At 53.1% G+C, this 21,537-nt stretch carries 22 protein-coding genes and 1 riboswitch; of the genes, 13 read left to right on the plus strand and 9 right to left on the minus strand.

The window, feature by feature from the left end; genetic code table 11:
• Positions 1–464 precede the first annotated feature (464 nt).
• A complete protein-coding gene (locus OGM59_08965; GenBank protein UYI90815.1) occupies positions 465–2,471 on the minus strand; it encodes a heavy metal translocating P-type ATPase in 2,007 nt (668 codons plus the stop codon).
• A 1-nt stretch (position 2,472) separates the two neighbouring features.
• Positions 2,473–2,784 carry a metalloregulator ArsR/SmtB family transcription factor gene (locus OGM59_08970; GenBank protein UYI90816.1) on the minus strand — a complete coding sequence of 104 codons (312 nt, stop codon included), beginning with the start codon at positions 2,782–2,784 and terminating at the stop codon, positions 2,473–2,475.
• Positions 2,785–2,901: 117 nt separating this feature from the next.
• A riboswitch (FMN riboswitch) is annotated at positions 2,902–3,038 on the plus strand.
• A 101-nt stretch (positions 3,039–3,139) separates the two neighbouring features.
• Between OGM59_08970 and OGM59_08975 the strand changes: the two genes are divergently transcribed.
• From OGM59_08975 to fba, 4 genes are all read left to right on the plus strand, one after another.
• The gene (locus OGM59_08975; GenBank protein UYI90817.1) at positions 3,140–3,763 is read left to right on the plus strand and encodes an ECF transporter S component; all 624 of its coding nucleotides are present in this window, start codon (positions 3,140–3,142) and stop codon (positions 3,761–3,763) included.
• 339 nt (positions 3,764–4,102) lie between these two features.
• On the plus strand, positions 4,103–5,035 hold the full coding sequence (locus OGM59_08980) for a glycosyltransferase family 2 protein (GenBank protein UYI90818.1): 933 nt from the start codon (positions 4,103–4,105) through the stop codon (positions 5,033–5,035).
• Positions 5,036–5,208: 173 nt separating this feature from the next.
• Entirely contained in the window at positions 5,209–5,658 is a 450-nt protein-coding gene (locus tag OGM59_08985) for a GNAT family N-acetyltransferase (protein UYI90819.1), read from the plus strand.
• 444 nt (positions 5,659–6,102) lie between these two features.
• Positions 6,103–7,044 (plus strand): class II fructose-1,6-bisphosphate aldolase, encoded by a 942-nt coding sequence (gene fba / locus OGM59_08990; GenBank protein UYI90820.1) that lies wholly within the window; start codon positions 6,103–6,105, stop codon positions 7,042–7,044.
• A 59-nt stretch (positions 7,045–7,103) separates the two neighbouring features.
• Here fba and OGM59_08995 read toward each other — a convergent pair whose 3' ends face one another.
• The 7 genes from OGM59_08995 to OGM59_09025 all read right to left on the minus strand — a co-directional run bounded on the left by OGM59_08995 (position 7,104) and on the right by OGM59_09025 (position 10,999).
• Positions 7,104–7,280 (minus strand): hypothetical protein, encoded by a 177-nt coding sequence (locus tag OGM59_08995; protein UYI90821.1) that lies wholly within the window; start codon positions 7,278–7,280, stop codon positions 7,104–7,106.
• A gap of 162 nt (positions 7,281–7,442) precedes the next feature.
• Positions 7,443–7,937, minus strand: a complete 495-nt coding sequence (folK, locus tag OGM59_09000; protein UYI90822.1) for a 2-amino-4-hydroxy-6-hydroxymethyldihydropteridine diphosphokinase — start codon at positions 7,935–7,937, stop codon at positions 7,443–7,445.
• A 1-nt stretch (position 7,938) separates the two neighbouring features.
• A complete protein-coding gene (folB, locus tag OGM59_09005) occupies positions 7,939–8,304 on the minus strand; it encodes a dihydroneopterin aldolase (protein ID UYI90823.1) in 366 nt (121 codons plus the stop codon).
• Positions 8,301–8,624, minus strand: a complete 324-nt coding sequence (locus OGM59_09010) for a YbjQ family protein (protein ID UYI90824.1) — start codon at positions 8,622–8,624, stop codon at positions 8,301–8,303. Before OGM59_09010 ends, folB begins: the two co-directional genes overlap by 4 nt.
• Positions 8,621–9,427: a dihydropteroate synthase gene (folP, locus tag OGM59_09015; GenBank protein ID UYI90825.1), complete on the minus strand. Its 807-nt coding sequence runs from the start codon at positions 9,425–9,427 to the stop codon at positions 8,621–8,623. The genes OGM59_09010 and folP overlap by 4 nt, the downstream gene beginning before the upstream one ends.
• A 9-nt stretch (positions 9,428–9,436) precedes the next feature.
• Positions 9,437–9,994 carry a GTP cyclohydrolase I FolE gene (folE, locus tag OGM59_09020; protein ID UYI90826.1) on the minus strand — a complete coding sequence of 186 codons (558 nt, stop codon included), beginning with the start codon at positions 9,992–9,994 and terminating at the stop codon, positions 9,437–9,439.
• Positions 9,995–10,066: 72 nt separating this feature from the next.
• The gene (locus OGM59_09025) at positions 10,067–10,999 is read right to left on the minus strand and encodes an LCP family protein (protein UYI90827.1); all 933 of its coding nucleotides are present in this window, start codon (positions 10,997–10,999) and stop codon (positions 10,067–10,069) included.
• Positions 11,000–11,318: 319 nt separating this feature from the next.
• On the opposite strand from OGM59_09025, the gene dnaA reads away from it, so the two are divergent.
• The 9 genes from dnaA (at position 11,319) to gyrA (ending at position 21,497) form a co-directional block, all read left to right on the plus strand.
• Positions 11,319–12,665 (plus strand): chromosomal replication initiator protein DnaA, encoded by a 1,347-nt coding sequence (dnaA, locus tag OGM59_09030; protein UYI90828.1) that lies wholly within the window; start codon positions 11,319–11,321, stop codon positions 12,663–12,665.
• 252 nt (positions 12,666–12,917) lie between these two features.
• Entirely contained in the window at positions 12,918–14,030 is a 1,113-nt protein-coding gene (dnaN, locus tag OGM59_09035; protein UYI90829.1) for a DNA polymerase III subunit beta, read from the plus strand.
• Positions 14,020–14,262, plus strand: coding sequence for an RNA-binding S4 domain-containing protein (locus OGM59_09040; protein ID UYI90830.1), 243 nt, complete (start codon positions 14,020–14,022; stop codon positions 14,260–14,262). The genes dnaN and OGM59_09040 overlap by 11 nt, the downstream gene beginning before the upstream one ends.
• Positions 14,259–15,350: a DNA replication/repair protein RecF gene (gene recF, locus OGM59_09045; protein UYI90831.1), complete on the plus strand. Its 1,092-nt coding sequence runs from the start codon at positions 14,259–14,261 to the stop codon at positions 15,348–15,350. Before OGM59_09040 ends, recF begins: the two co-directional genes overlap by 4 nt.
• Entirely contained in the window at positions 15,350–15,583 is a 234-nt protein-coding gene (locus OGM59_09050) for a DUF370 domain-containing protein (GenBank protein UYI90832.1), read from the plus strand. Before recF ends, OGM59_09050 begins: the two co-directional genes overlap by 1 nt.
• Positions 15,584–15,705: 122 nt before the next feature.
• Positions 15,706–17,625 (plus strand): DNA topoisomerase (ATP-hydrolyzing) subunit B, encoded by a 1,920-nt coding sequence (gene gyrB, locus OGM59_09055; GenBank protein UYI91773.1) that lies wholly within the window; start codon positions 15,706–15,708, stop codon positions 17,623–17,625.
• A 283-nt stretch (positions 17,626–17,908) separates the two neighbouring features.
• Positions 17,909–18,421: a YcxB family protein gene (locus tag OGM59_09060; GenBank protein UYI90833.1), complete on the plus strand. Its 513-nt coding sequence runs from the start codon at positions 17,909–17,911 to the stop codon at positions 18,419–18,421.
• Positions 18,418–18,942 carry a hypothetical protein gene (locus OGM59_09065; protein UYI90834.1) on the plus strand — a complete coding sequence of 175 codons (525 nt, stop codon included), beginning with the start codon at positions 18,418–18,420 and terminating at the stop codon, positions 18,940–18,942. Before OGM59_09060 ends, OGM59_09065 begins: the two co-directional genes overlap by 4 nt.
• Before the next feature lie 41 nt (positions 18,943–18,983).
• The gene (gene gyrA, locus OGM59_09070; GenBank protein ID UYI90835.1) at positions 18,984–21,497 is read left to right on the plus strand and encodes a DNA gyrase subunit A; all 2,514 of its coding nucleotides are present in this window, start codon (positions 18,984–18,986) and stop codon (positions 21,495–21,497) included.
• Positions 21,498–21,537 lie beyond the last annotated feature (40 nt).

Genomic DNA, 21,537 nt, shown 5'->3' on the forward strand with positions numbered 1-21,537 from the left:
TTTAGTGTGTGGCAAAGATGCCGAAAATATACCGGAATTTTGTGAATTGTGAGCATAAAAAAAGCCTTGACAGCCCACGCGGCCACTACAATCAGTATATTGACCTTGCGCCCACAGATTGTGGAAAAGACGGTGGAAAATGTTGAAAATTTGGGCATTTTTCGCATAATATCGGGCATTTTTCCGGTTGAAAACTCAAAATCATAGGAGTTTTTAACCCTTTACACATAGTTTTCAACATTTTTGAGAAGAAATCCCACACCGCGAATTTTTGTGAAAATTGCTATTTTTTAGAAAATTTCATCTTTTCCTCTTGACAGAGAATAGAACGTCCGCACCGCCGTTTGTCAAGAAAAAATATGCACAAAATCGCCCTGAATTTTTTAGTAATGATGGATAAAAGGCAAAAGAAATAGAGACTGCCCAGCAGTCCCTTTTTTGTTTTATCCGATTGCTTTTCTGTTTTACTTTTTCTTCTTGCGGATATGCAGCACCCGCAGGGCATTCGCCACCGCCAGCAAACACACGCCCACATCGCCGAACACTGCCAGCCACATGGCATTCTCATCAAAAATACCCACGGCGCAGCCAAGAATGATCAGCAGCTTAACCGCAATGGCAAAGATAATATTCTCCCGGGCAATGCCCACGGTCTTGCGGGCAACGGTCACGCCCACCGGCAGCTGGCTCAGGGAGTCGCCCTGGATCACCATATCTGACGCCTCAATGGCCACATCCGCTCCGGCGCCGCCCATGGCTACGCCCAGGTCCGCCGCTGCCAGCACCGGCGCGTCGTTAATACCGTCGCCGGCATACAGCACCGTGTGGCCCTGCTGCTGCAAGGCCTGCACCCGCTGCACCTTCTCCTCCGGCAGCAGCTTGGCATAGTAGCCGTCCAACCCGGCCTTGGCGGCAATATCCGCCGCAATGGACGCTCGGTCGCCGGTGAGCATAATGGCCTGCTTCATACCCATATGGTGCAGCCGGTCAATGGCCTCCCGGCTGTCCGTTTTAATAATATCCGCAAACACAATGTCGCCCAGGAACTCCGTGTCCGTGCAGCAGTACACGGCGGTGCCTACCAGCTGCGTTTCTGTAAAGGGCACACCGATCTTTTGCATCAGCTTTTCATTCCCGGCATAGTAGCGCACGCCGTCCACCACCGCAGACACGCCCATACCGGCGTAGTTCTTGGCGTCCGTCACCACGCAGTCATCGGCAAACTGGCCAAAGGCCAGGCAAATGGACTTGGCAATGGGGTGGGTAGACAACCGCTCGCAGGCGGCAATAATCCGCAGCAGCTCCCGGTGGTTGTGCTTATCAATACAATGGCAGTGCACGCACTCGCACCGCACAAATTCAAACTTGCCGCTGGTGATGGTGCCGGTCTTGTCAAACACACCCACATCGCAGCGGGCCAGGGTCTCCAAATGATCGGCGCCCTTTACCAAAATACCCTCCCGGGAGCAGGTGCCCAGCCCACCGAAGAAGGACAGGGGAACGGAAATGACAATGGCGCAGGGACAGGACACCACCAGAGCCGACAACCCACGGTAGATCCACTCGTGCCAGTCGCCGCCGAAGAACAGGGGCGGGATCAGCACCAGCGCCAAGGCAATGCCGCACACAATGGGGGTGTAAATGCGGGCAAAGCGGGTGATGAATTTTTCCGTATGGCTTTTGCTGTCCTGGGCGTGCTCCAGTGCCGCCAGCACCCGGGCCACCGCCGAATCTCCATAGGGCTTGTCTACCCGAATGGTCAGCGCGCCGTCAATGGCTACGCTGCCGGCCAGCACCTCCATACCCGGGGCAACGGATACCGGGATGCTCTCGCCGGTAAGGGCGGCGGTGTCCACCTCCGCATTACCCTCCAGCACCGTACCGTCCAGGTGGATCTTCTCTCCCGGCTCCACCACAATGGTTTGGCCCGGCTGCACCGTCTCCGGCGCCGCCTCCGTCATACCGTCTTTTGCTTGTACCCGCACGGTGTCCGGCTTTTGCTCCAGCATACCTTTAATGGATCTGCGGCTCTTTTGCACCGCCAGGCTTTGCAAAAATTCGCCCACGGTATAAAGCAATACCACGGCGCAGCCCTCAGAATACTCCCCAATGGCAAAGGCGCCCAGAGACGCCACCGCCATCAGCAGATTTTCGTTAAATATGTTCTTGGCCAGCACACCCTCCACCGCCTCGCGCAAAATGGAGAAACCCACAAAAATATACGACAAGGCAAAGGCTGCCAGCTCAACATAATGCCACAGGGTGCTGCTCTCGCTGCCGGGGATCAGATGCTCCACCGCCGCGCCCAGCAAAAAGAAGAAAAGCCCCGGCACAAACTTGCGCAAAAAGGCCTTTTTGTCAATGTCTTCATGGGCGTGGTCGTGACCGCAGCCGCAGCCGTCGTCGTGGTGATGGTGGTTGTGTCCGCAGGCGCAATCCGTCCCGTGGGTATGCAATTCTTTTTCGCTCATATTACTCCTCAATATGCTCAATGGCGCAGTTAATAATGGTCTTTACATGGTCATCCGCCAGGGCATAGATCATATTCTTGCCCTCCCGGCGGTACTTGATCAGGTGGTTTTGCTTTAGAATACGCAGCTGGTGGGAGATGGCAGTCTGGCTCATCTCCAAATTGGCAGCAATATCCCCTACGCACAACTCCCGGTCAAACAGCAGCACCAAAATGCGAATGCGGGTGCTGTCTGCAAACAGCTTAAACAAATCGGCCACATCATAGGCCAATTCGTCCGACTGCTCCAAATTATTCGTCAAATATGCATCCATAACAGGCTCCTTCTCCGGCAGGTCCAGTATTTCTCCCTCGATTTTATTTTATTTTACACCCATTGTCAACCCCGCCCCTTGACAAACGGCGGGGCTTGCATATAATAATAGGTGACAAATACTTTTCGGGGCAGGGTGCAAATCCCTACCGGCAGTGAGAGTCTGCGAACCCGGCAACGGGCCGAGCCTGTGGAATTCAGGCACCGACGGTGAGCAAGGTATTCCCTTGTAAGTCCGGATGAGAGGAAAGGTACGGCGCAGTGCTGCGCCGCCGTTGGTCTTGTCAAACCAAATTGCCCCGGTACGCCATGTGCCGGGGTTTCTCTTTTGCCCACGGTCAAAAGGAGTAAGAAAGATGACCGCAAATTCAAAAACCACCAAATCCACCTCAAAAACCGGCGCCGCCCGGCGGCTTACCGGCATTGCCATGCTGTCTGCCGTTGCCTTTGCGCTGCAATTTTTGGAATTTCCCATTCCCATTATGCCCGCTTTTATTAAGCTGGACTTTTCCGACCTGCCGGAACTACTGGCGGCCTTTGCCTACGGTCCGCTGGCAGGCGTGGCGGTGGCAGGAATCAAAAATCTGATCCACCTGCCGCTGTCCTCCAGTATGTATGTGGGCGAGCTGTCCAACTTTCTGCTGGGGGCGGTTCTGTCCGTTGCCGCCGGCGCAATCTATAAAAAACACAAGACCAAGCGGGGCGCCCTGGCCGCCGCCGTGCTGTCTGCGGTGATTATGGGGCTCATCAGCGTGCCGGTCAATTACTGGATTATCTATCCGCTTTACTACAATGTGCTGGGCTTTCCCCAGGCGGCGGTGCTGGATATGTACCAGGCCATTTTGCCCGCCACCAAGAGCATTTTGCAGGCGCTCTTTATCTTTAACCTGCCCTTTACCGTTGCCAAGGGGCTGCTGTGCGCTGCGCTTTGCGCCGGGATCTATAAACCCCTGTCGCCGCTGCTGCATGGTAGAAAATAAGAGGATTTCTAACAATCCCTCCGCGTTCGCCGATGGCGAACCCACCACCTAACCGGTGCCCGTCCCCTCTGTCGCTGCGCGACATCTCCCCACACCGTGGGGAGTCACCCTTTACACAAGGGAGGCAAGCCCTATATAACTTAGCTCCCCTTATTTTTCATTAAGGGGAGCTGTCAGCGCAGCTGACTGAGGGGATAAAACAAAAAACGGAGGGATTTTTCCGCCACAAACGCCTAAAAAACAAAAAACTTCCCCCACCTTGACATTTCCCCCGGGCGTGTTATAATGACTTCATTACCGGATACGATACTATATCTGTTGTGAAAGAGAGGAATTTCCATGCGCCTGTCGCTGATCGTACCCTGCTTTAACGAGCAGGACAATATTTTTCCCTTTGCCCGGGCGGTGGCCGAGGTATTTCCCGACCCGTCCGATTACGAGATCGTCTTTGTCAACGACGGCAGCAAGGACAAGACCCTGCAAAATCTAAAGGAACTGCACCGGCAAAGCCGGCAGAACATTCGGGTGGTCAGCTTCTCCCGCAACTTTGGCAAGGAGAGCGCCATTTACGCCGGGCTGCAACACTGCGACGGCGAGTATATCAGCTTGATTGACGCAGACCTGCAACAGGATCCGGCCATCGTAAAGCAAATGACAGAAATTCTGGACGCAGAGCCGGACACGGACTGCGTGTGCGCCTTTCAGGAGACCCGGCACGAGAACAAGCTGATGACCTCCGTGAAATCCGCTTTTTACAAAATGGCCACCAATATGAGCGAAGTGGATTTTGTGGACGGTGCTTCCGACTTTCGCACCTTCCGCCGCACCGTACGGGATGCGCTGCTGCAAATGCCGGAGTATTTCCGCTTTTCCAAGGGGCTGTTCAGCTGGGTGGGCTTTAACACCAAGTACATTCCCTATGAAGCCAAAGAGCGGGCCAGCGGCACCACCAAATGGGGGTTCAAAAAGCTGCTGAAATACGGCTGGAACGGCATTTTGGCCTTCTCCACCGCGCCGCTAAAGCTGGCAACGGTGTTGGGGCTGCTTTCCACTGCCTTTTCTATTATCTACTTTATCGTGACCCTCCTTCGCAAGGCTACGGAGCACATTGCGGTAGACGGCTTTACCCAGACGGTGATTCTGATCGTTTTCTTTGGCGGTATGCAGCTGTTTACCATCGGCATCATCGGCGAGTACCTGGCCAAGAATTACATTGAGACCAAGCGCCGCCCGGTGTACCTGGCAAAAGAAATTCTCGATTACAAAAAATAATGACGAAACGAAAGAGAACGGGAAAAGGATACACTTCGTAAGGAGGCGTATCCTTTTAAATTTATTTAACCAGACAGAATATATGGCAGCTTGCCGAGAGTAGTGTTGATGCTAATTATGATTATGTGCTATACTTACAATACGATAAATGGGAATTTTTATAAGGGGAATAAATGACTGAAATTTATTGTATGACCCAAATACATGAATATTGGAATGAAACTATTTGTTTGGCTGAAAAATGCTCGTGGAAAGCGGGCCCTTATTTGGCTCAAAAGATGAAAAGCAATGACTTTAATACATGGGAAAGAGTGTTTGTTGCTTGTGTAAATGGAAAAGTGGCAGGATTTTGCACATTGGCTGAAAAGGATGAGCTGCCAAAAGAATATCCGTTTACACCATTTATAGGATTTGTTTTTGTTGATGAACCATACCGTGGTAATAGACTATCGGAGTTAATGATTCGAAGCGCTATTTTATATGCTCGTGAGCTAGGATATGAAAAAGTATATATTCTGAGCGGAGAAATAGGGCTATACGAAAAATATGGTTTTGAAAAGTTGGGTGATTATAAAACAATATTTGGCTCAATTGATCAGCTATTTGTTAAGTCAACAATATGATCATTAGATATTCGGCTTAGAGGTTAGCGTATGAGATTACTTTCAAACCGACAGTGTCCACAGGTTTAGCGAGCATCGGATTGTGCCACCACAATCCAAAGTAGAAGTCCGCGCCCTAAAAAGGGTGCGGACTTCTACTTCTCCGTATATTCTCTATGTAACTTCCTTACAGAGGGTGTACTCCAACCGTTCTCTTTTTTATGGATTTGCGGTTGCTTGTAATCCCTCCACCCAGCCGGTGCTGTCAGCGCAGCTGACTGAGGGATTTAGAAATTGTACCCCCAATCTGTCAAACCATACAAAAAATAGGGCGCAGGCGGCCGGTTTTGTGGCAGAACTGCGGTGCAAAATCTGCGCTGCGGCTTGCTATTTTGGACAAAATGGTGTATAATGCACAATGAATGATCCGCCGGATCATAATTTACTTTGAATGGAGAGAACACTATGCCACTGGTAACAACTACCGAAATGTTCAAGAAGGCTTATGAGGGCGGTTACGCCATCGGTGCTTTCAATGTAAATAACATGGAGATCGTGCAGGGCATCACCCGTGCAGCCAAGAAGCTGAACGCCCCTGTGATCCTGCAGTGCTCCGCCGGCGCACGCAAGTACGCCTCTCACGACTACCTGGTTGCTATGGTAAAGGCTGCCGCCGAAGAGACCGGTCTGCCCATCGCCCTGCACCTGGATCACGGCCCGGATTTTGAGACCTGCAAGGCCTGCATTGACGGCGGCTTCACCTCCGTGATGATCGACGGCTCCAGCAAGCCCTATGAGGAGAACATTGCTCTGACCAAAAAGGTGGTTGAGTATGCCCACGCCCACGGTGTAGTGGTTGAGGGCGAGCTTGGCACCCTGGCCGGCGTGGAAGATGATGTAAAGGTAGAGGCCGGTAACGAGAGCTACACCCGCCCGGAAGAGGTTGAGGATTTCGTAAACCGCACCGGTGTGGACTCCTTGGCCATCGCCATCGGCACCAGCCACGGCGCCTACAAGTTTAAGCCCGGCCAGAAGCCGCAGCTGCGTTTTGACATTCTGGAAGAGGTGCAGCGCCGTCTGCCCGGCTTCCCCATCGTACTGCACGGTGCGTCCTCCGTTAACCAGGACCACATCAAGATGATCAACCAGTACGGCGGTCAGATGCCCGACGCTATTGGTATTCCGGAGGATATGCTGCGTGAGGCTGCTTCCATGGCTGTCTGCAAAATCAATGTAGACTCCGATATTCGTATCGCCATGACCGCTGCCATCCGCAAGCACTTTGCAGAGAACCCCACCCACTTCGATCCCCGTCAGTATTTGACCCCTGCCCGCGACCTGATTGAGGAAGTTGTGGCACACAAGATCGATGTTGTGTTCGGCACTGCCGGTCACGCCAACGACTGATTTTAATAAAAAAAGGCCCTTGGTTATTTTTACCAAGGGTCTCTTTTTTTGCCCGGCGGCTACATCATAGACGATACATTATCTACAAAATTCGCCACGGAATTAACCGCCTTTTTCATGGTCTTTTGGGTCTTGGCGGAATTGCTGTTCATGGTGGCAACCGTACCGGCGACCATGCTGCCCACAGCCATGGCCACGCCCAAACCCTTCATCATATTTACCGTTTTCTTTTTCATATTCGTCCTCCGTTATTAAATTGCAACGCGCCTTGCTCTATTAGTTTGCACCGCGCGGGCACAAAAAGTCCACGCAGTTTTTGCCTGTGCCCGCACATTTTAACGGAAAAAAATGGCAAAAAAATGACCCTGCTCTTATCCAATGCGCAGGGTCGTTTTTTTTCAGAAATTCCAGTCCGGCTGGGTGGGAATCTTCTCCACTGCCTGGCCGTCGATTTTGTCCAGACAGGAGGCAAACTCCATACCGAATGCCCGGCCGTCTACGAAAATATCAAGGAGCGGTTGGAGCACAAAGCGGCGTTCCCGGTAGCGGGGGTGGGGCACCACCAAATTCTCCGTTTGTAATTGCAAGTTGCCGGCAAAGATCACATCCACATCCAGCACCCGAGGGCCGTTCTTTACCCCGCGCACCCGGCCCAAACCGGCCTCCAGTCCCAGGCACATGCCCAGCATCTCATGCGGGTTTAGCCGGGACTCTACCAAAAAGCACACATTGTAAAAATCGTCCTGCCGGGCATAACCCACCGGCTGGGTCTGATAAACGGCAGAGGCAGACACCACATGGGTGCCGGGCACCAGGTCCAGCGCCTCTCTGCAATAAGTTAAATTGGCCAGCCGGTCGCCCAAATTGGTGCCGGCGCTGAGTACATAATACATATTACTTCCTGTCTCTGGAAATGGTGACTCCCACCCAGTCAAAATCTGCCTGAATGGGCGCCTGTGGTTTCTTTAAGGTCAAATCCACCCGCAGCACCTCCGGGTACTCGGCCAGTACCGCGGCGGTCAGATCCTCTGCGGTGCGCTCCAACAGATCATTGGTGCGCTCTGTGAACACCCGGCGCAGCGTTTTGATCACCTTGGCGTAACTGACGGTGTCCTCTACCCGGTCGCTGTGGCAGGCCTTTGCCAAATTTACATACAAATCCGCGTCAATCTCAAAGCGCTGACCCTGAATTTTCTCCTCCGGGTTCACCCCGTGATAGCCAAACAGCCGCAGACCGCGGATCAAAATTCTGTCTGTCATTTGTTCTGCACCACCACTGCGGTGCCGGTGGCGCTGACCATCAGCATATTGCCCTGACCCAGCACCTCGTAGTCGATATTGACGCCTACAACCGCATTGGCGCCCAGCTGGGCAGCGCGGTTCTCCATCTCTGCCAGTGCGGCCAGACGGGCGCTTTCCAGTTCCTCCTCATACCCGGCGCTGCGCCCGCCCACAATGTTGCGAATCGAGGCGCCAAAGTCCTTAATAAAATTCACGCCGTTGACCACCTGACCGGTGACAATACCCTTGTACTCCACGATCACGCCGTTCTCCACGGTAGGGGTGGTTACACTGATCATATTTTTGCTCCTTTCAAATGCTGCGCCATTAAGACGCCCTGTTTTTCCTGTTCTATATTATGCAGGCGGATGATGTCCGCACCGCCTAAAATACCCACAGTATCGGCGGCAATGTTGCCGTATGTGCGCGCCTTTGGCTCCGGCTGATCACTGCCCCGGCCGATCACCCGCTTGCGGGAGCAGCCCAGCAGCAGCGGAAAGCCCGCCATTTTGTATTGGGGAATATTGGCGATCAGCGCCAAGTCCTGCTGAAAATTCTTGCCAAAGCCAATGCCCATATCCAGGCAAATTTGGCTGTCCTGCACACCCAGTGCCCGGCAGGCGGTTACGCTGTCCGCAAAAAACGCCTTTACATCCGACGGCGTGCCCGGCCCGGCGTGCATAATCACCCAGCCGGCACCGTAGCGACACACCACATCAGCCATTTCCGGATTGACCACACCGCTCACATCATTGATGATCTGCGCCCCGCAGCGCAGCGCCTGCGCCGCCACATAGGGATAATACGTATCTACCGACACCGGCAGCGCCGTCTCCTTACAAAGAACGGACAGCACCGGCTCCAGCCGCGCCCATTCCTCTTTATCTGTCACCGGGGTGTGCCCCGGGCGCGTGGACTGACCGCCAATGTCTAAAATATCCGCCCCCTGCGCCTCTAGCGCCCGGGCGTGGGTCAGCGCCGTGGCCGGGTCCAGCCAGTCGCCTCCGTCGGAAAAGGAGTCCGGGGTCACATTTACAATACCCATCAGCAAAACCTTGCTGCCGTACTCAATCTCTTTCTCTCTGCAATGCCAAACAGCCATAGTTACTCCTTACTTGGTCAGCAGTGCCAGCGCCTCGGCGCGGGTGCGCGCGTCCGTTTTCATAATGCCCCGCAAAGCGGAGGTTTGGGTGGTACTGCCGGCAGCCTTGGCGCCACGCATATTCATACACATATGCTCCGCCTCTAAAATCACCGCCACGCCCTTGGGGCGCAGCTCCTCGTTCAAAAAGTCCGCCACATCGTGGGTCAGTCGCTCCTGCACCTGGGGACGGCGGGCAAAGCAGTCCACAATGCGGGCAAACTTGGATAGGCCGATAATGCGGTTGTCTGCCGGAATATAGGCAATATGTGCCTTGCCCACAAAGGGCAGCAGGTGGTGCTCGCACATAGAGGCAAAGGGAATATCCCGCACAATCACCATTTCGTCGGTGCTTTTTTCTTCAAAAAATTTTAAGTGCTGACGAGGGTCCGTTTCCAGTCCGGCAAACACCTCGGCGTACATATCCGCCACTCGGCGGGGAGTCTCTACCAATCCCGGGCGATCCGGATCCTCACCCACGGCCAGCAAAATCTCCCGCACAGCGGCTTGCAATCTTTCTTTATCCATTGACCTGTTCTCCTAAAATCCGGCACAGACGGCCCATTGCGGCGCTTTTGCCGTAAAAGCAGTGTGTACCCGTTATTTGCTGAAATAACCCTGTATGGTGCTTTTATCACGGGCTGTTAAGGCATTGCCGTTGTATTCCGGCTCCACATTGTAGGCATTCACGCCGTTTTTGGTGCCGGTAAGCACCTTGATATTGTCGCTGCGACCGGAAAAATCACGCACGGTCAGATTGGTACGCGCCAGGGTCACAAAATTCCGGAACAACTCGTCTTTCTCCGTGCCGTTGTCTGCACTGAACAACATATTCAGTGCCGCCAGACCTAAATCGTTGGCAGACTTTAAGTCTTTTTCCTCCAAAAAATAGCGCCACAAAGCAGTAAAGCGCTTGCCGTTCAGACTGGCCTCGCCGGCGCTGATCCGCAAACTGAACGGATCTGCCGCGGTAGTATTGCGGTACTTAATATCCGCTGCAAGAGGATAATTTACCTCCCCTAAATCATCAAAGAATGAGGCAAAATCCGTAACGGTCATTACAATGTAAAAATCCGGCTTGATCCCGGTGGCTGTCTCCGTCATCTGTACCAAGCTGTTGATCCCGCCGCTGTTGTAAACGCCTGCTAAGGTGCTGCCCTCTGCGGTGGTTTGGGGCAGCAGATTGCAAATTTTATAAGACACGCTGTCCATATCCGTTTGAATCAACACAGCCGCATACAAATTTTGATTATCTTTGCCAGTAAGCGCCAGCAGATAATTGGTTTTTCCGCTGACCCGAGGCAACTCCGGCGGGGCGGTGGTATCATCGGCTGTTTGGAAAATTGCTACCGTTTGGTCCGGGGCAAAAAACTTCTTGGCGGAAAAATCATTTTTGGCCCCTACATAGACCACAACCACGATAGACACCAGGAGCACAGCTGCCAAAATGCCCAGGAGAATATGCTGTTCCCGATCTGCCCCGGTGCGAGACTTGGAAAGATAAATATCGCCCCGGTTTTTAAAGATCTTCATAAGGGGGTGCTCCTTTCTGTCTTAATATGCTTATTATACAGGATCATACCCGCCGGTGCAAGGTGCACCGGCACATTTTTATTGTTCGGCATCTATACCAAATCCACGCTGAAGAAATTCGTTATCGTGCCCGGATTTTATATTATAGAATATCTACTCTATATTATATATATAATATATATATTTTTACAATAAGTATTGATTATAATCATAAATACTGCTATAATAGACTCTGTATTCTGGCGTCGTGGCAAAAGGTGGCTCCGGTGCCCCAACCACGACCATTATGAGATTTGTGAAGTACCCTTAAGGAGAAGATATGGATTCCATAAATGAAATTTGGATGGCTGTTTTAAATTACATGAAGCCCCAGGTCAGCGAGACTGCCTACAGAATGTGGCTGCAGGATCTGATTTTAAAGAACCTGGACGGCAAGTGTGCTGTGGTGGAATGTAACAACCAAATGAAATACAATATTGTCAGCGAGCAGTATAAAGAACCGTTGGAAGCGGCATTTGAAGAAGTGATCGGCTTTCATGTTACGGTAGAGATCACAACCCGGGACAATATGCCTAAAGAAGAAGTAAAGCCCAAGGATACCCATCTGTTGCCCACGGAGCAGCCGGGGGATATTCATACTTTTGACACCTTTATTGAGGGCTATTCCAACAAATTTGCTTACCGCGCAGCCATGGCGGTGGCAAAGGATCCGGGCGGCGTCAGCAGCCAAACCAACTATAACCCACTGTTTATTTACGGTCCCTCCGGACTGGGCAAGACCCACCTGCTTAACGCCATTTGGCACGAAATTCAAGACAATTTTCCGGAAAAGCGTATTCTTTATGTAAAGGCGGAAAGCTTTGGCAACGAATTTGTAATTGCCTTGCAGCGGCACACTACCGATGACTTCCACGACAAGTACAGAAAAAATATTGATGTACTTTTGGTGGATGATATTCAGTTTTTAGCCGGGAAAGAATCCATTACTGAGGAGTTCTTCCACACCTTCTCTGCACTGAAGGACGCAGGCAAGCAAGTGGTCATTACCTCTGACCGAGTGCCGAAAGACATTCCCATGATTACCGACCGATTGAAAACCCGGTTTGAAAGCGGTCTGCTGGCGGACATTAACCCGCCGGAATTTGAGACCCGCTGTGCCGTCATTAAGCGCAAAGCGGAAATGCTGGATTTTGACATTCCGCAAGAAGTGGTAGAATATATTGCAAAAAATGTAAAAAACAATATTCGCCACCTGGAGAGTGTGACAAAAAAATTGCAGGCCATGCAAAACCTGTTTAACCAAAAGCCCACCATTGCCGGGGCACAGACGGTAATTAAAGATATTATTGAGGACAGCCAGCCCCTACCGGTCACTATTCAAAGAGTGGTAGACGAGGTGAGCCGGGTTACCGGCATCTCTGAGGAAGAAATTTACAGCACCAAGCAACAAGCAGCCGTAACGCACGCCCGCAAGATTACCTTTTATGTGATCCGGGAAGTAACCGGTATGAGCTATGTGGCGATCGGCAAAGAATTTAAAAAAGACCATTCCACCATTATGTACAATGTGAACAGTATTGAAAAGGCCATGAAAAAGGACTCTCGCCTGGCTCGTCAGGTCAACGACATTGTCAACAACATTAACCAACACAAGGATAATCAGTAAGGCAAAAATACGCGCCTTACAAACCAAAATTTTCAACATTTTTTTCATTTTGCACAAAGAAAATTTGCACACCCCTTGTGAAAGACAAAATCTTTCCACATCTTCAACAAATTTTCAAAATCCGGGCGTGGAAGAAAAAGGCGCCGAAAATCCCGCGGTTGACCGCAATTTTGCCGCTTTCCACACTTTCACCGCCCTATACTACTACTACTAAAACCCATACTGTAATAGGAAACGGAGGGAGCGAATTTTATGAAATTCACCTGCAACGCCAGAGAACTGAATACCGCCTGCAATAATGTGATGCGCGCAGTCAGTACCAAAATGACCGTACCCACCATTGAGGGTATCTTAATGGAATGCGGCAGCGATACGCTGAGCCTCACCGGCTATGACTTTGAATTTGGCATCAACACCACCCTGCAAGCCAGCGTTACCGAACCGGGTGCCATAGTGATCAATGCCAAAGTGCTTTGCAATATCATTAAGGAATTGACGGCAGAGACGGTGACCTTTGACATCAGCGGCACCTCTGTTTCCATTATTTGTGGCGCTGCCCAATATGCCATTACCGGTATTGACGCAGACGATTATCCGGAACTGCCCAGCGTCAGCGGCGGCTATCCTCTGTTCTTAAATCAGAACCTGTTGCAAAAGATGGTACAGCAGACGCTGTTTGCGGTGGCAGACAGCGAAGCCTCTAAGCCGGTGCACACAGGGCTTAAATTTGAAATGAGCCTGAACCAGCTGCGCCTGATCGGCGTAGACGGCTACCGTTTGGCCATTCGCACGGAAACCGTAAAATATGACGGTGAGGATATTAGTTTTATCGTACCCAAAAAGACAGTACGGGAGCTGATCAAGCTGCTGAACCCGGAGGAGGACGAAAATATTTCCGTTTCCGTAGGTAAGCGTCATATTGTATTTGAAGTGGGGCAGTACAGCATTATCAGCCGGTTGCTGGAAGGCGAATTCTTAGATTATAACGCCGCAGTGCCTAAAAGCAGTAACACCACGGTACTTATTAACACCGAGGATGCCATTCACTGCATTACCAGTACCATTCCGGTCATTGAAAATAACCAAAAGAACCCCATTCGCTGCCTGTTTGATGCAGACGAAATGCGAGTATCCACTGTGTCCGGCCTGGGCCGGGTGGTAAACTACACCCACGCCAATGTAAGCGGCGATCGGGTGGAAATCGGCTTTAACTCCAAATATGTGCTGGATGCACTGAACGCCGCAGACACCGATCAGGTACGCATTGAGTTGTCCGGCCCGGTTAGCCCGGTAAAGGTGCTGCCTATGACCGACGACAGCTTCCTGTTCTTGGTGCTGCCTATGAGGCTGAAAAATGAAGCTTAATGTAAATATCAAACCCCACCGGCAAGAGACGGTGACCATCAGTACCCCCTTTATCCGGCTGGACGCGCTGCTGAAATTCAAAGGCGAAGCGGAAACCGGCGGCCAGGCCAAGCAAATGATCCAGGACGGACTGGTGAAAGTGAATGGGGAAACCTGTACCGCAAGAGGCAAAAAAATTAAGCCCGGCGATGTGGTGGTCATCCACGGCACCGATTTTACCATACAGCAATGAAGATAGAACGCATGGGTATTGACGCCTACCGCAATCTGGAACACCTGGTGTTGGATTTTGACGATGTAAATGTGATCTACGGTGAAAATGCCCAGGGTAAGACCAATTTGATTGAAGCGGTGTACCTATTTACCGGTGCTAAAAGTTTTCGTGGCGCCCGGGACGGCGAGCTGGTACAGTTTGGCAAAGAACAGGCACAGCTGCAAATTCATTTTGTCAGCGGTAATCGACCCCAAACGGCCATGTTACAGATCAAAAAACGCCGCAGCGCCACCTTAAACGGCATTGCCAAGACCTCTGCCGCCGCACTGGGGGAGGAGATCAAGGCGGTGGTGTTCAGTCCCGCCCATTTGACCATGATTAAAGACGGCCCGGCAGAACGGCGCAAGTTTTTAGATCTTGCTCTGTGCCAAATCCGTACAGGATATAAAAAATTGCTCAGCGACTACAACCGCAGTTTGGCCCAGCGAAATATGCTGTTGCGAGATATTGCGGCAGGTAAAATGAGCGCCGACACCCTGTTTATTTGGGACGGCAACCTGGCTCGTGCCGGGGCAAAGATCATTTATCAGCGCCGTGCTTATGTGGCTGCGCTGGAAGAACCGCTTTCCCGTATTCACACCGGTCTGTCCGGCGGGCGGGAGCAGATCGGCGCCCGACTGCAAGGCGCCTTTGATTACGGTGATTTGGCCGTAGAAGAACTGGAACGGCGGCTGCTCTCTTTGCTGGAAAGTGCCCGCAGCGAGGATATTTACCACCGGGCCACTACCGTTGGCCCCCACAGGGATGATCTGGATATTACCTTAAACGGTATCTCTGCCCGAAAGTACGGCAGTCAGGGGCAGCAGCGCAGTTGTGTGCTCTCCCTAAAACTGGCGGAGGCAGAAATTCTGCAACAAAAAACAAATGAAGCCCCTATTGCCCTACTGGACGATGTAATGAGCGAGCTGGACGAAGGGCGGCAAGATTATATTCTCAACCACATGAAGGGTATGCAGTTGTTTATCACCTGCTGTGATGCGGGCACCATCTTGCGTGGCACCCGGGGCAAAACCTTTCATATTGAAAACGGCAAGGTGGTGAACTGATGCTCCTGCACATTGGCGGCGACACAGTGGTGCGTACCGGCGATATTATTGGTATTTTTGATATGGATACCTCCACGGTAGGTAAGGCCACCCGAGATTTTTTAACCAGGGCAGAGCAGCAAAAGCGGGTACAGTATGTAAATTACGACCTGCCCAAAAGCTATGTGCTTACCAAAGAGACGGTGTATATCAGTCCCCTGAATGTAAGCACTCTGATCAAACGATGGAAATAACCCATTTTCGATAGAATACGGACACAGGCACCGCACCTGCCCACAGTGCGGAGAACGCCTTTGTGGGCAGAAAGGCAGAAGTTATGGCTGAAGAAGAAAAGACTGTTTTGGAAGAAGCGGATATGGACACCGTTGTAACGGAAGAATATTCCGCAAAAGATATTCAGGTGCTGGAGGGCCTGGAGGCCGTCCGCAAGCGCCCGGGTATGTATATCGGCTCCACCGGCCCCCGAGGTCTGCACCACCTGGTGTATGAGATCGTAGACAACTCCATTGACGAGGCACTGGCCGGGGTCTGCACCCACATTGAGACGGAGATTTTGCCTGGTAATGTGATTAGCGTGCGGGATAACGGCCGTGGTATTCCCACCGGCATTAACGAAAAGACCGGTCTGCCTGCTGTAACAGTGGTGCTCACCGTGCTCCACGCCGGCGGTAAGTTCGGCGGCTCCGGCTATAAAGTATCCGGCGGTCTGCACGGCGTAGGCTCCTCTGTGGTAAATGCCCTGTCCCAGTGGCTGGAGGTAGAGGTGACCCAGAACGGCCATGTGTACGCCCAGCGCTTTGAGCGAGGCAAACCGGTAGACGACCTGCATATTATTGCCGATCGGGAGGGGCACGGCACCCTCATTCGCTTCCAGGCGGACCCGGAGATTTTCTCCGAGACCACCGAGTACGAGTACGATGTACTGGCCCGCCGTCTGCGGGAGCAGGCGTTCCTGAACGCCGGGCTGTCCATTACGCTGACGGATAAGCGAGGCGAAGAGCCGGTAGCCGAGAAATTCTGCTACGAGGGCGGTATTCGGGAATTTGTAAAGTACATCAACACCACCCGGGGACTAAACCCCATTCAGGACGAAGTGATCCACATCTCCACGACCAAGGACGACCGCAGTGCAGAGGTGGCGCTGTGCTATACGGACAGCTACAATGAGACCCTGCTGTCCTTTGCCAACAACATAAATACCATTGACGGCGGTACCCACGAGACCGGGTTCAAAACCGCCCTGACCCGGGTATTTAACGACTACGGCAAAAAATTTAATATTCTGAAAGAAAATGACAAGAAGCTCTCCGGCGACGATGTGCGCGAGGGGCTGACTGCCGTCATCAGCGTGAAGCTTACCGAGGCCCAGTTTGAAGGCCAGACCAAGGGCAAGCTGGGCAATACGGACATTACCGGCCTGGTCAGCTCCTTGGTATATGACAAACTGATGACCTATTTTGAGGAGAACCCGGCGGTAGCCAAGGCGCTGCTGTCCAAGTCCCTGGACGCTTCTCGCGCCAGAGAGGCGGCCCGCAAGGCCAGAGATAATGCCCGTAATAAGACCGGGCTGGAAAGCAGCAAGCTGCCGGGCAAGCTGGCGGACTGCTCCTCCAACGACCCCTCCCTGTGCGAAATTTACATCGTCGAGGGTGATTCCGCCGGCGGCTCCGCCAAGGACGGACGGGACCGTGCCCATCAGGCCATTCTGCCCCTTTGGGGTAAAATGCTGAATGTGGAAAAGGCACGGCTGGACAAGGTTTACGGCAACGAAAAGCTGATGCCTGTGGTGACCGCGCTGGGCACCGGCATCGGCGAGGACTTTGACATTACCAAGCTGCGCTACCACAAGATCGTGATTATGGCCGATGCGGATGTGGACGGCGCGCATATTCGTACCCTGCTGCTGACCTTCTTCTTCCGCTATATGAAGCCCTTAGTTGAGGGCGGCTACATTTACCTGGCCCAGCCCCCGCTGTTTAAGGTGCAAAAGGGCAAAAAATTCAAGTATGCCTTTAGCGACGAGGAGCGGGACCGGCTCATTGAAGAAATGGGCGGCCAGTGCGACATTCAGCGATACAAAGGTTTGGGTGAGATGGACCCGGAGCAGCTGTGGGAGACCACCATGGATCCGGAATTTCGCATTATGCTGCGGGTGACCGTAGAGGACGCCCAGCAGGCGGACGAAACATTCTCTATTTTAATGGGCGATAATGTTGAACCCCGCCGTGAATTCATTGAAAAGAATGCAAAATATGTACAGAATTTGGACATTTAATTGCAAGTAAACGCCTACCCCGGCGGGGTTCAAACGACGCTCCGCAGGCCGGCGCAGCCGGGCTGCGGGAGAACGCTCCGGTGGAGCGTTTGATAGCGGCGTGCACCAACTGTGCTGTGGCAAAAGCCCCCTGCCGGATCAAAGGCAAAATATGTACAGAATTTGGACATTTAATTGCAAGTAAACGCCTACCCCGGCGGGGTTCAAACGACGCTCCGCAGGCTGGCGCGTTAGCGCGACTGAGAGATTCAATCACATCTTCTCCCAAACAAAGGAGAACACCATGACCACATTTGAATTCAAAATGACGCCACGGGCGTATTACGCCGGGTGGCGGGTGCTGCAACGGCAGAAGCTGCGGCTGCAATGGGTGTTTTGCGCCCTGTGTGCGGTGCTGGCAGTGGCGGGTATTTTGCTGTATTTTCTGCTGCAAGATGTGGAAGAGACGGCAATACTCCCGGCGCTGAGCGGTATTGTAGCAGCCATGGCTGTGCTGCTGCCCTGTGTGCGGCGCAGTTCCGTGCTGCGGGAGTTTGGCAACTCTCCCACACTGACCCAGCCCTTTACCCTCCGGCTGGAGGAGCAGGCGCTGCAGGTGTGGAGCAAATTTGAGCAGTACACCCTGCCTTGGCAGGGGATCACCTACGCCAAGGAGACCAAGGACTATATTATTCTCATCGGGTGCTACCGAATGGGGCTGTTTGTGATTGAAAAAGCAGACTGTGACCCGGCGGATCTGAACGCACTGCTCAGCGCCCTGCACGAGAAGGCACCGGCCTTTGGAGGTGCAAAATGATCGAAGTAAACTACTGCTTAAACGCGGCGGATTTTGCCGATATGGCGGCGTTGCGCCGGCGGCTGACCCGCACGACCCCCATTCTCTTTTTTGCAGCTGTTGGATTTGGCTGTGCGGTGGCGGGTTTTAGCGCCCGGTCCCACCGGCCTGCCGTTGCGCTGGCGGCCTGTTTGCCCTTGTTGGCCATGGGCGTTCTGCTGCTGTGCCGCGAACCTGTATCTCGGCGGATGTATACCCGCCTGTGCAAGGCACATCCGTCCCTGACTGCGCCGGTGCAAATGCGCATTACCGGCACGGAGGTGGAGTGGACCATGCCCGGCGAAAAGCCGGATCAGTGCGAAATTCACGCGGTGTACCCTATGGCCATGTTTGGCGCCGTATTTGAGACCGGGCGGCTGTTTGCCTTTGCCATTCCCGGCACCGTTACGCTGCTGCTGCCCAAGCGGGCACTGCCGGAGAGCGAACTGCCCCGGCTGCGGGAAATGCTGGAAAACACCGCTTATTATAAATTGACCAAGTAAAACCTGCCGGGCTGCGGCCCGTATTTAGGAGATGAATGCCAATGGATAACAATGAGATCCGGTATGACAATCAAAAGATCGTAGATGTAGAGATTAACAAAGAGGTGCGCAAGGCCTTTTTGGACTACTCTATGAGCGTGATCGTCAGCCGCGCCCTGCCGGATGTGCGGGACGGGCTGAAGCCGGTACACCGCCGTATTCTTTACACCATGTTTGAGAACAACCTGTACCCGGATCGGGCGTACAGAAAGTGTGCAGACACCGTAGGTACCGTGCTGGGTCGTTACCACCCCCACGGTGACGCCTCTGTGTATGACGCCATGGTGCGACTGGCCCAAACCTTCTCCATGCGCTACACGCTGGTAGACGGTCACGGCAACTTTGGTACCGTAGACGGCGACCCGGCCGCTGCGTACCGATACACCGAGAGCCGAATGAGCAAGATCAGCATGAAAATGCTGCAAGATATTGACAAGGACACGGTGGATTTTGCCTCCAACTACGATGACCGACTGAAAGAGCCGGTGGTACTGCCGGCCCGCTATCCCAATTTGCTGGTGAACGGCTCCAGCGGTATCGCCGTAGGTATGGCCACCAACATTCCGCCCCACAACCTGCGGGAAGTGATTGACGGTATGTGTTGCCTGATCGACAACCCGGATGCCGGATTGCCGGAGCTGATGCAGCACATTAAAGGCCCGGACTTCCCCACCGCCGGTATCATTATGGGCGCTCGGGGTATTCGCCAGGCCTATGAGACCGGCCGGGGCAAGATCTATCTGCGTGCTCGGGCAGAGATTGTAGAGAGCAAGGGCGACCGCTACAAGATCGTGGTTACCGAGCTGCCCTACCAGGTGCGCAAGGCGGCGCTGATCGCCAGCATTGCCGAGTTGGCCCGAGACAAGAAGATCGAGGGCGTGGCGGACATTAAGGACTTCTCCTCCCGCAAAGGTATGCACATTGAGATCACCGTTAAGCGGGACGCCAATGCCCAGGTGGTGCTCAATAACCTGTACAAGATGACGCAAATGCAGGTAACCTTCGGTGTGATTATGTTGGCGCTGGTAGACGGCGTGCCCCGCATTCTTTCCCTGAAGGAAATGCTGCAAAATTACATCTCCTTCCAGGAAGAGATCATCACCCGCCGCACCCGCTATGATTTGAAGAAAGCCCAGGATCGCGCCCATATCTTAGAGGGTCTGGCCCGCGCCATTGATATTGTGGACGAGATCATCGCCACCATTCGCGGCTGCAAAGGCGGCCAAGCCGAGGCCAAGCAGGAATTGATGGCCAAGTACGACTTTGACGAGCCACAGGCTGCGGCCATTGTGGCGTTCCGTTTGGGTCAGTTGGCCGGACTGGAAATTGAAAAGATCCGCAACGAGTTGGGCGAGCTGCACATCAAGATCGCCGATTATCAAGACATTCTCAGCAGTGAGACCCGGGTGTTGGAGATCGTAAAGGAAGAGGCTCGCGCCATCGGCGACAAATTCGGCGACGAACGGCGTACCGAGATTACCGCTGCCTCCGGCGATGTGGATGACGAGGACCTGATTCCGGTAGAGGACTGCATGCTCACCCTGACCACCATGGGGTATATGAAGCGCCAGACGGTAGATACTTATAAGGCACAGAACCGCGGCGGCAAAGGCATTATGGGCATGAGCCGCAGAGAGGAAGATGTGGCCAAGACCATGTTTACCTGCTCCACCCACGACTACATTATGCTCTTTACCAACAAGGGCAAGGTGTTTAAGATGAAGGGATACGAGATCCCCGCCGCCTCCCGTACCAGCAAGGGCATGAATGTGGTGAACCTGCTGCCTTTGGAGAATGAGGAGCAGATCAGCGCTATGGTGCGGGTGCCGGACAGCGAAGAGCGCCAGTACCTGTGCATGGTTACCAAGAACGGTGTGATCAAGCGCACGGAGATCAGCCAGTACGATCATATTCGCAAAACCGGCATTATCGCTATCAATTTGGACGAGGGCGACGAACTGAGCTGGGTGGAGATCACCGACGGCAACCGCAATCTGATCGTGGCTACCCACGATGGTATGAGCATTTGCTTTAAGGAGAGCGACGCCCGTCTGATCGGCCGTACCGCCCGCGGCGTGCGCGCCATTCAGCTGGCAGAAGGCGACTATGTGGTTGGCTTTGCCGTGGCGCTGGAGGACACCCGCCTGCTCACCGTCAGCGAGACCGGCTACGGCCGCAAGAGCAACTTTGACGACTACCGGGTGCAGTCCCGTGCCGGCAAGGGTTTGATCAACTACCATACCGAGACCTACGGCAAGGTGGCCATGATCGCCCCGGTGCGTGAGGATCAAGATATTATTATGATCTCCCAGGAAGGCATTGTCATTCGCACCCCTGTGGATCAGATCTCTGCCTTTAAGCGCCCGGCCAAGGGCGTAAGGGTGATGCGTACCACAGACGAGGACAAGGTGGTTACCCTGTCCGTGGTGGAGCACATGGAGCCGGAGAAAACGGACGACACCCCGGAGGGTGACGGCACAGAAACCCCGGCATCTGCCCCGGAAACCGCAGAATAATAGACACTTAACCGTCTGTGTGTTCACAAAGCACAAGATT

This window comes from Oscillospiraceae bacterium (assembly GCA_025757685.1).
Classification (GTDB): Bacteria; Bacillota; Clostridia; order Oscillospirales; family Acutalibacteraceae; genus CAG-217.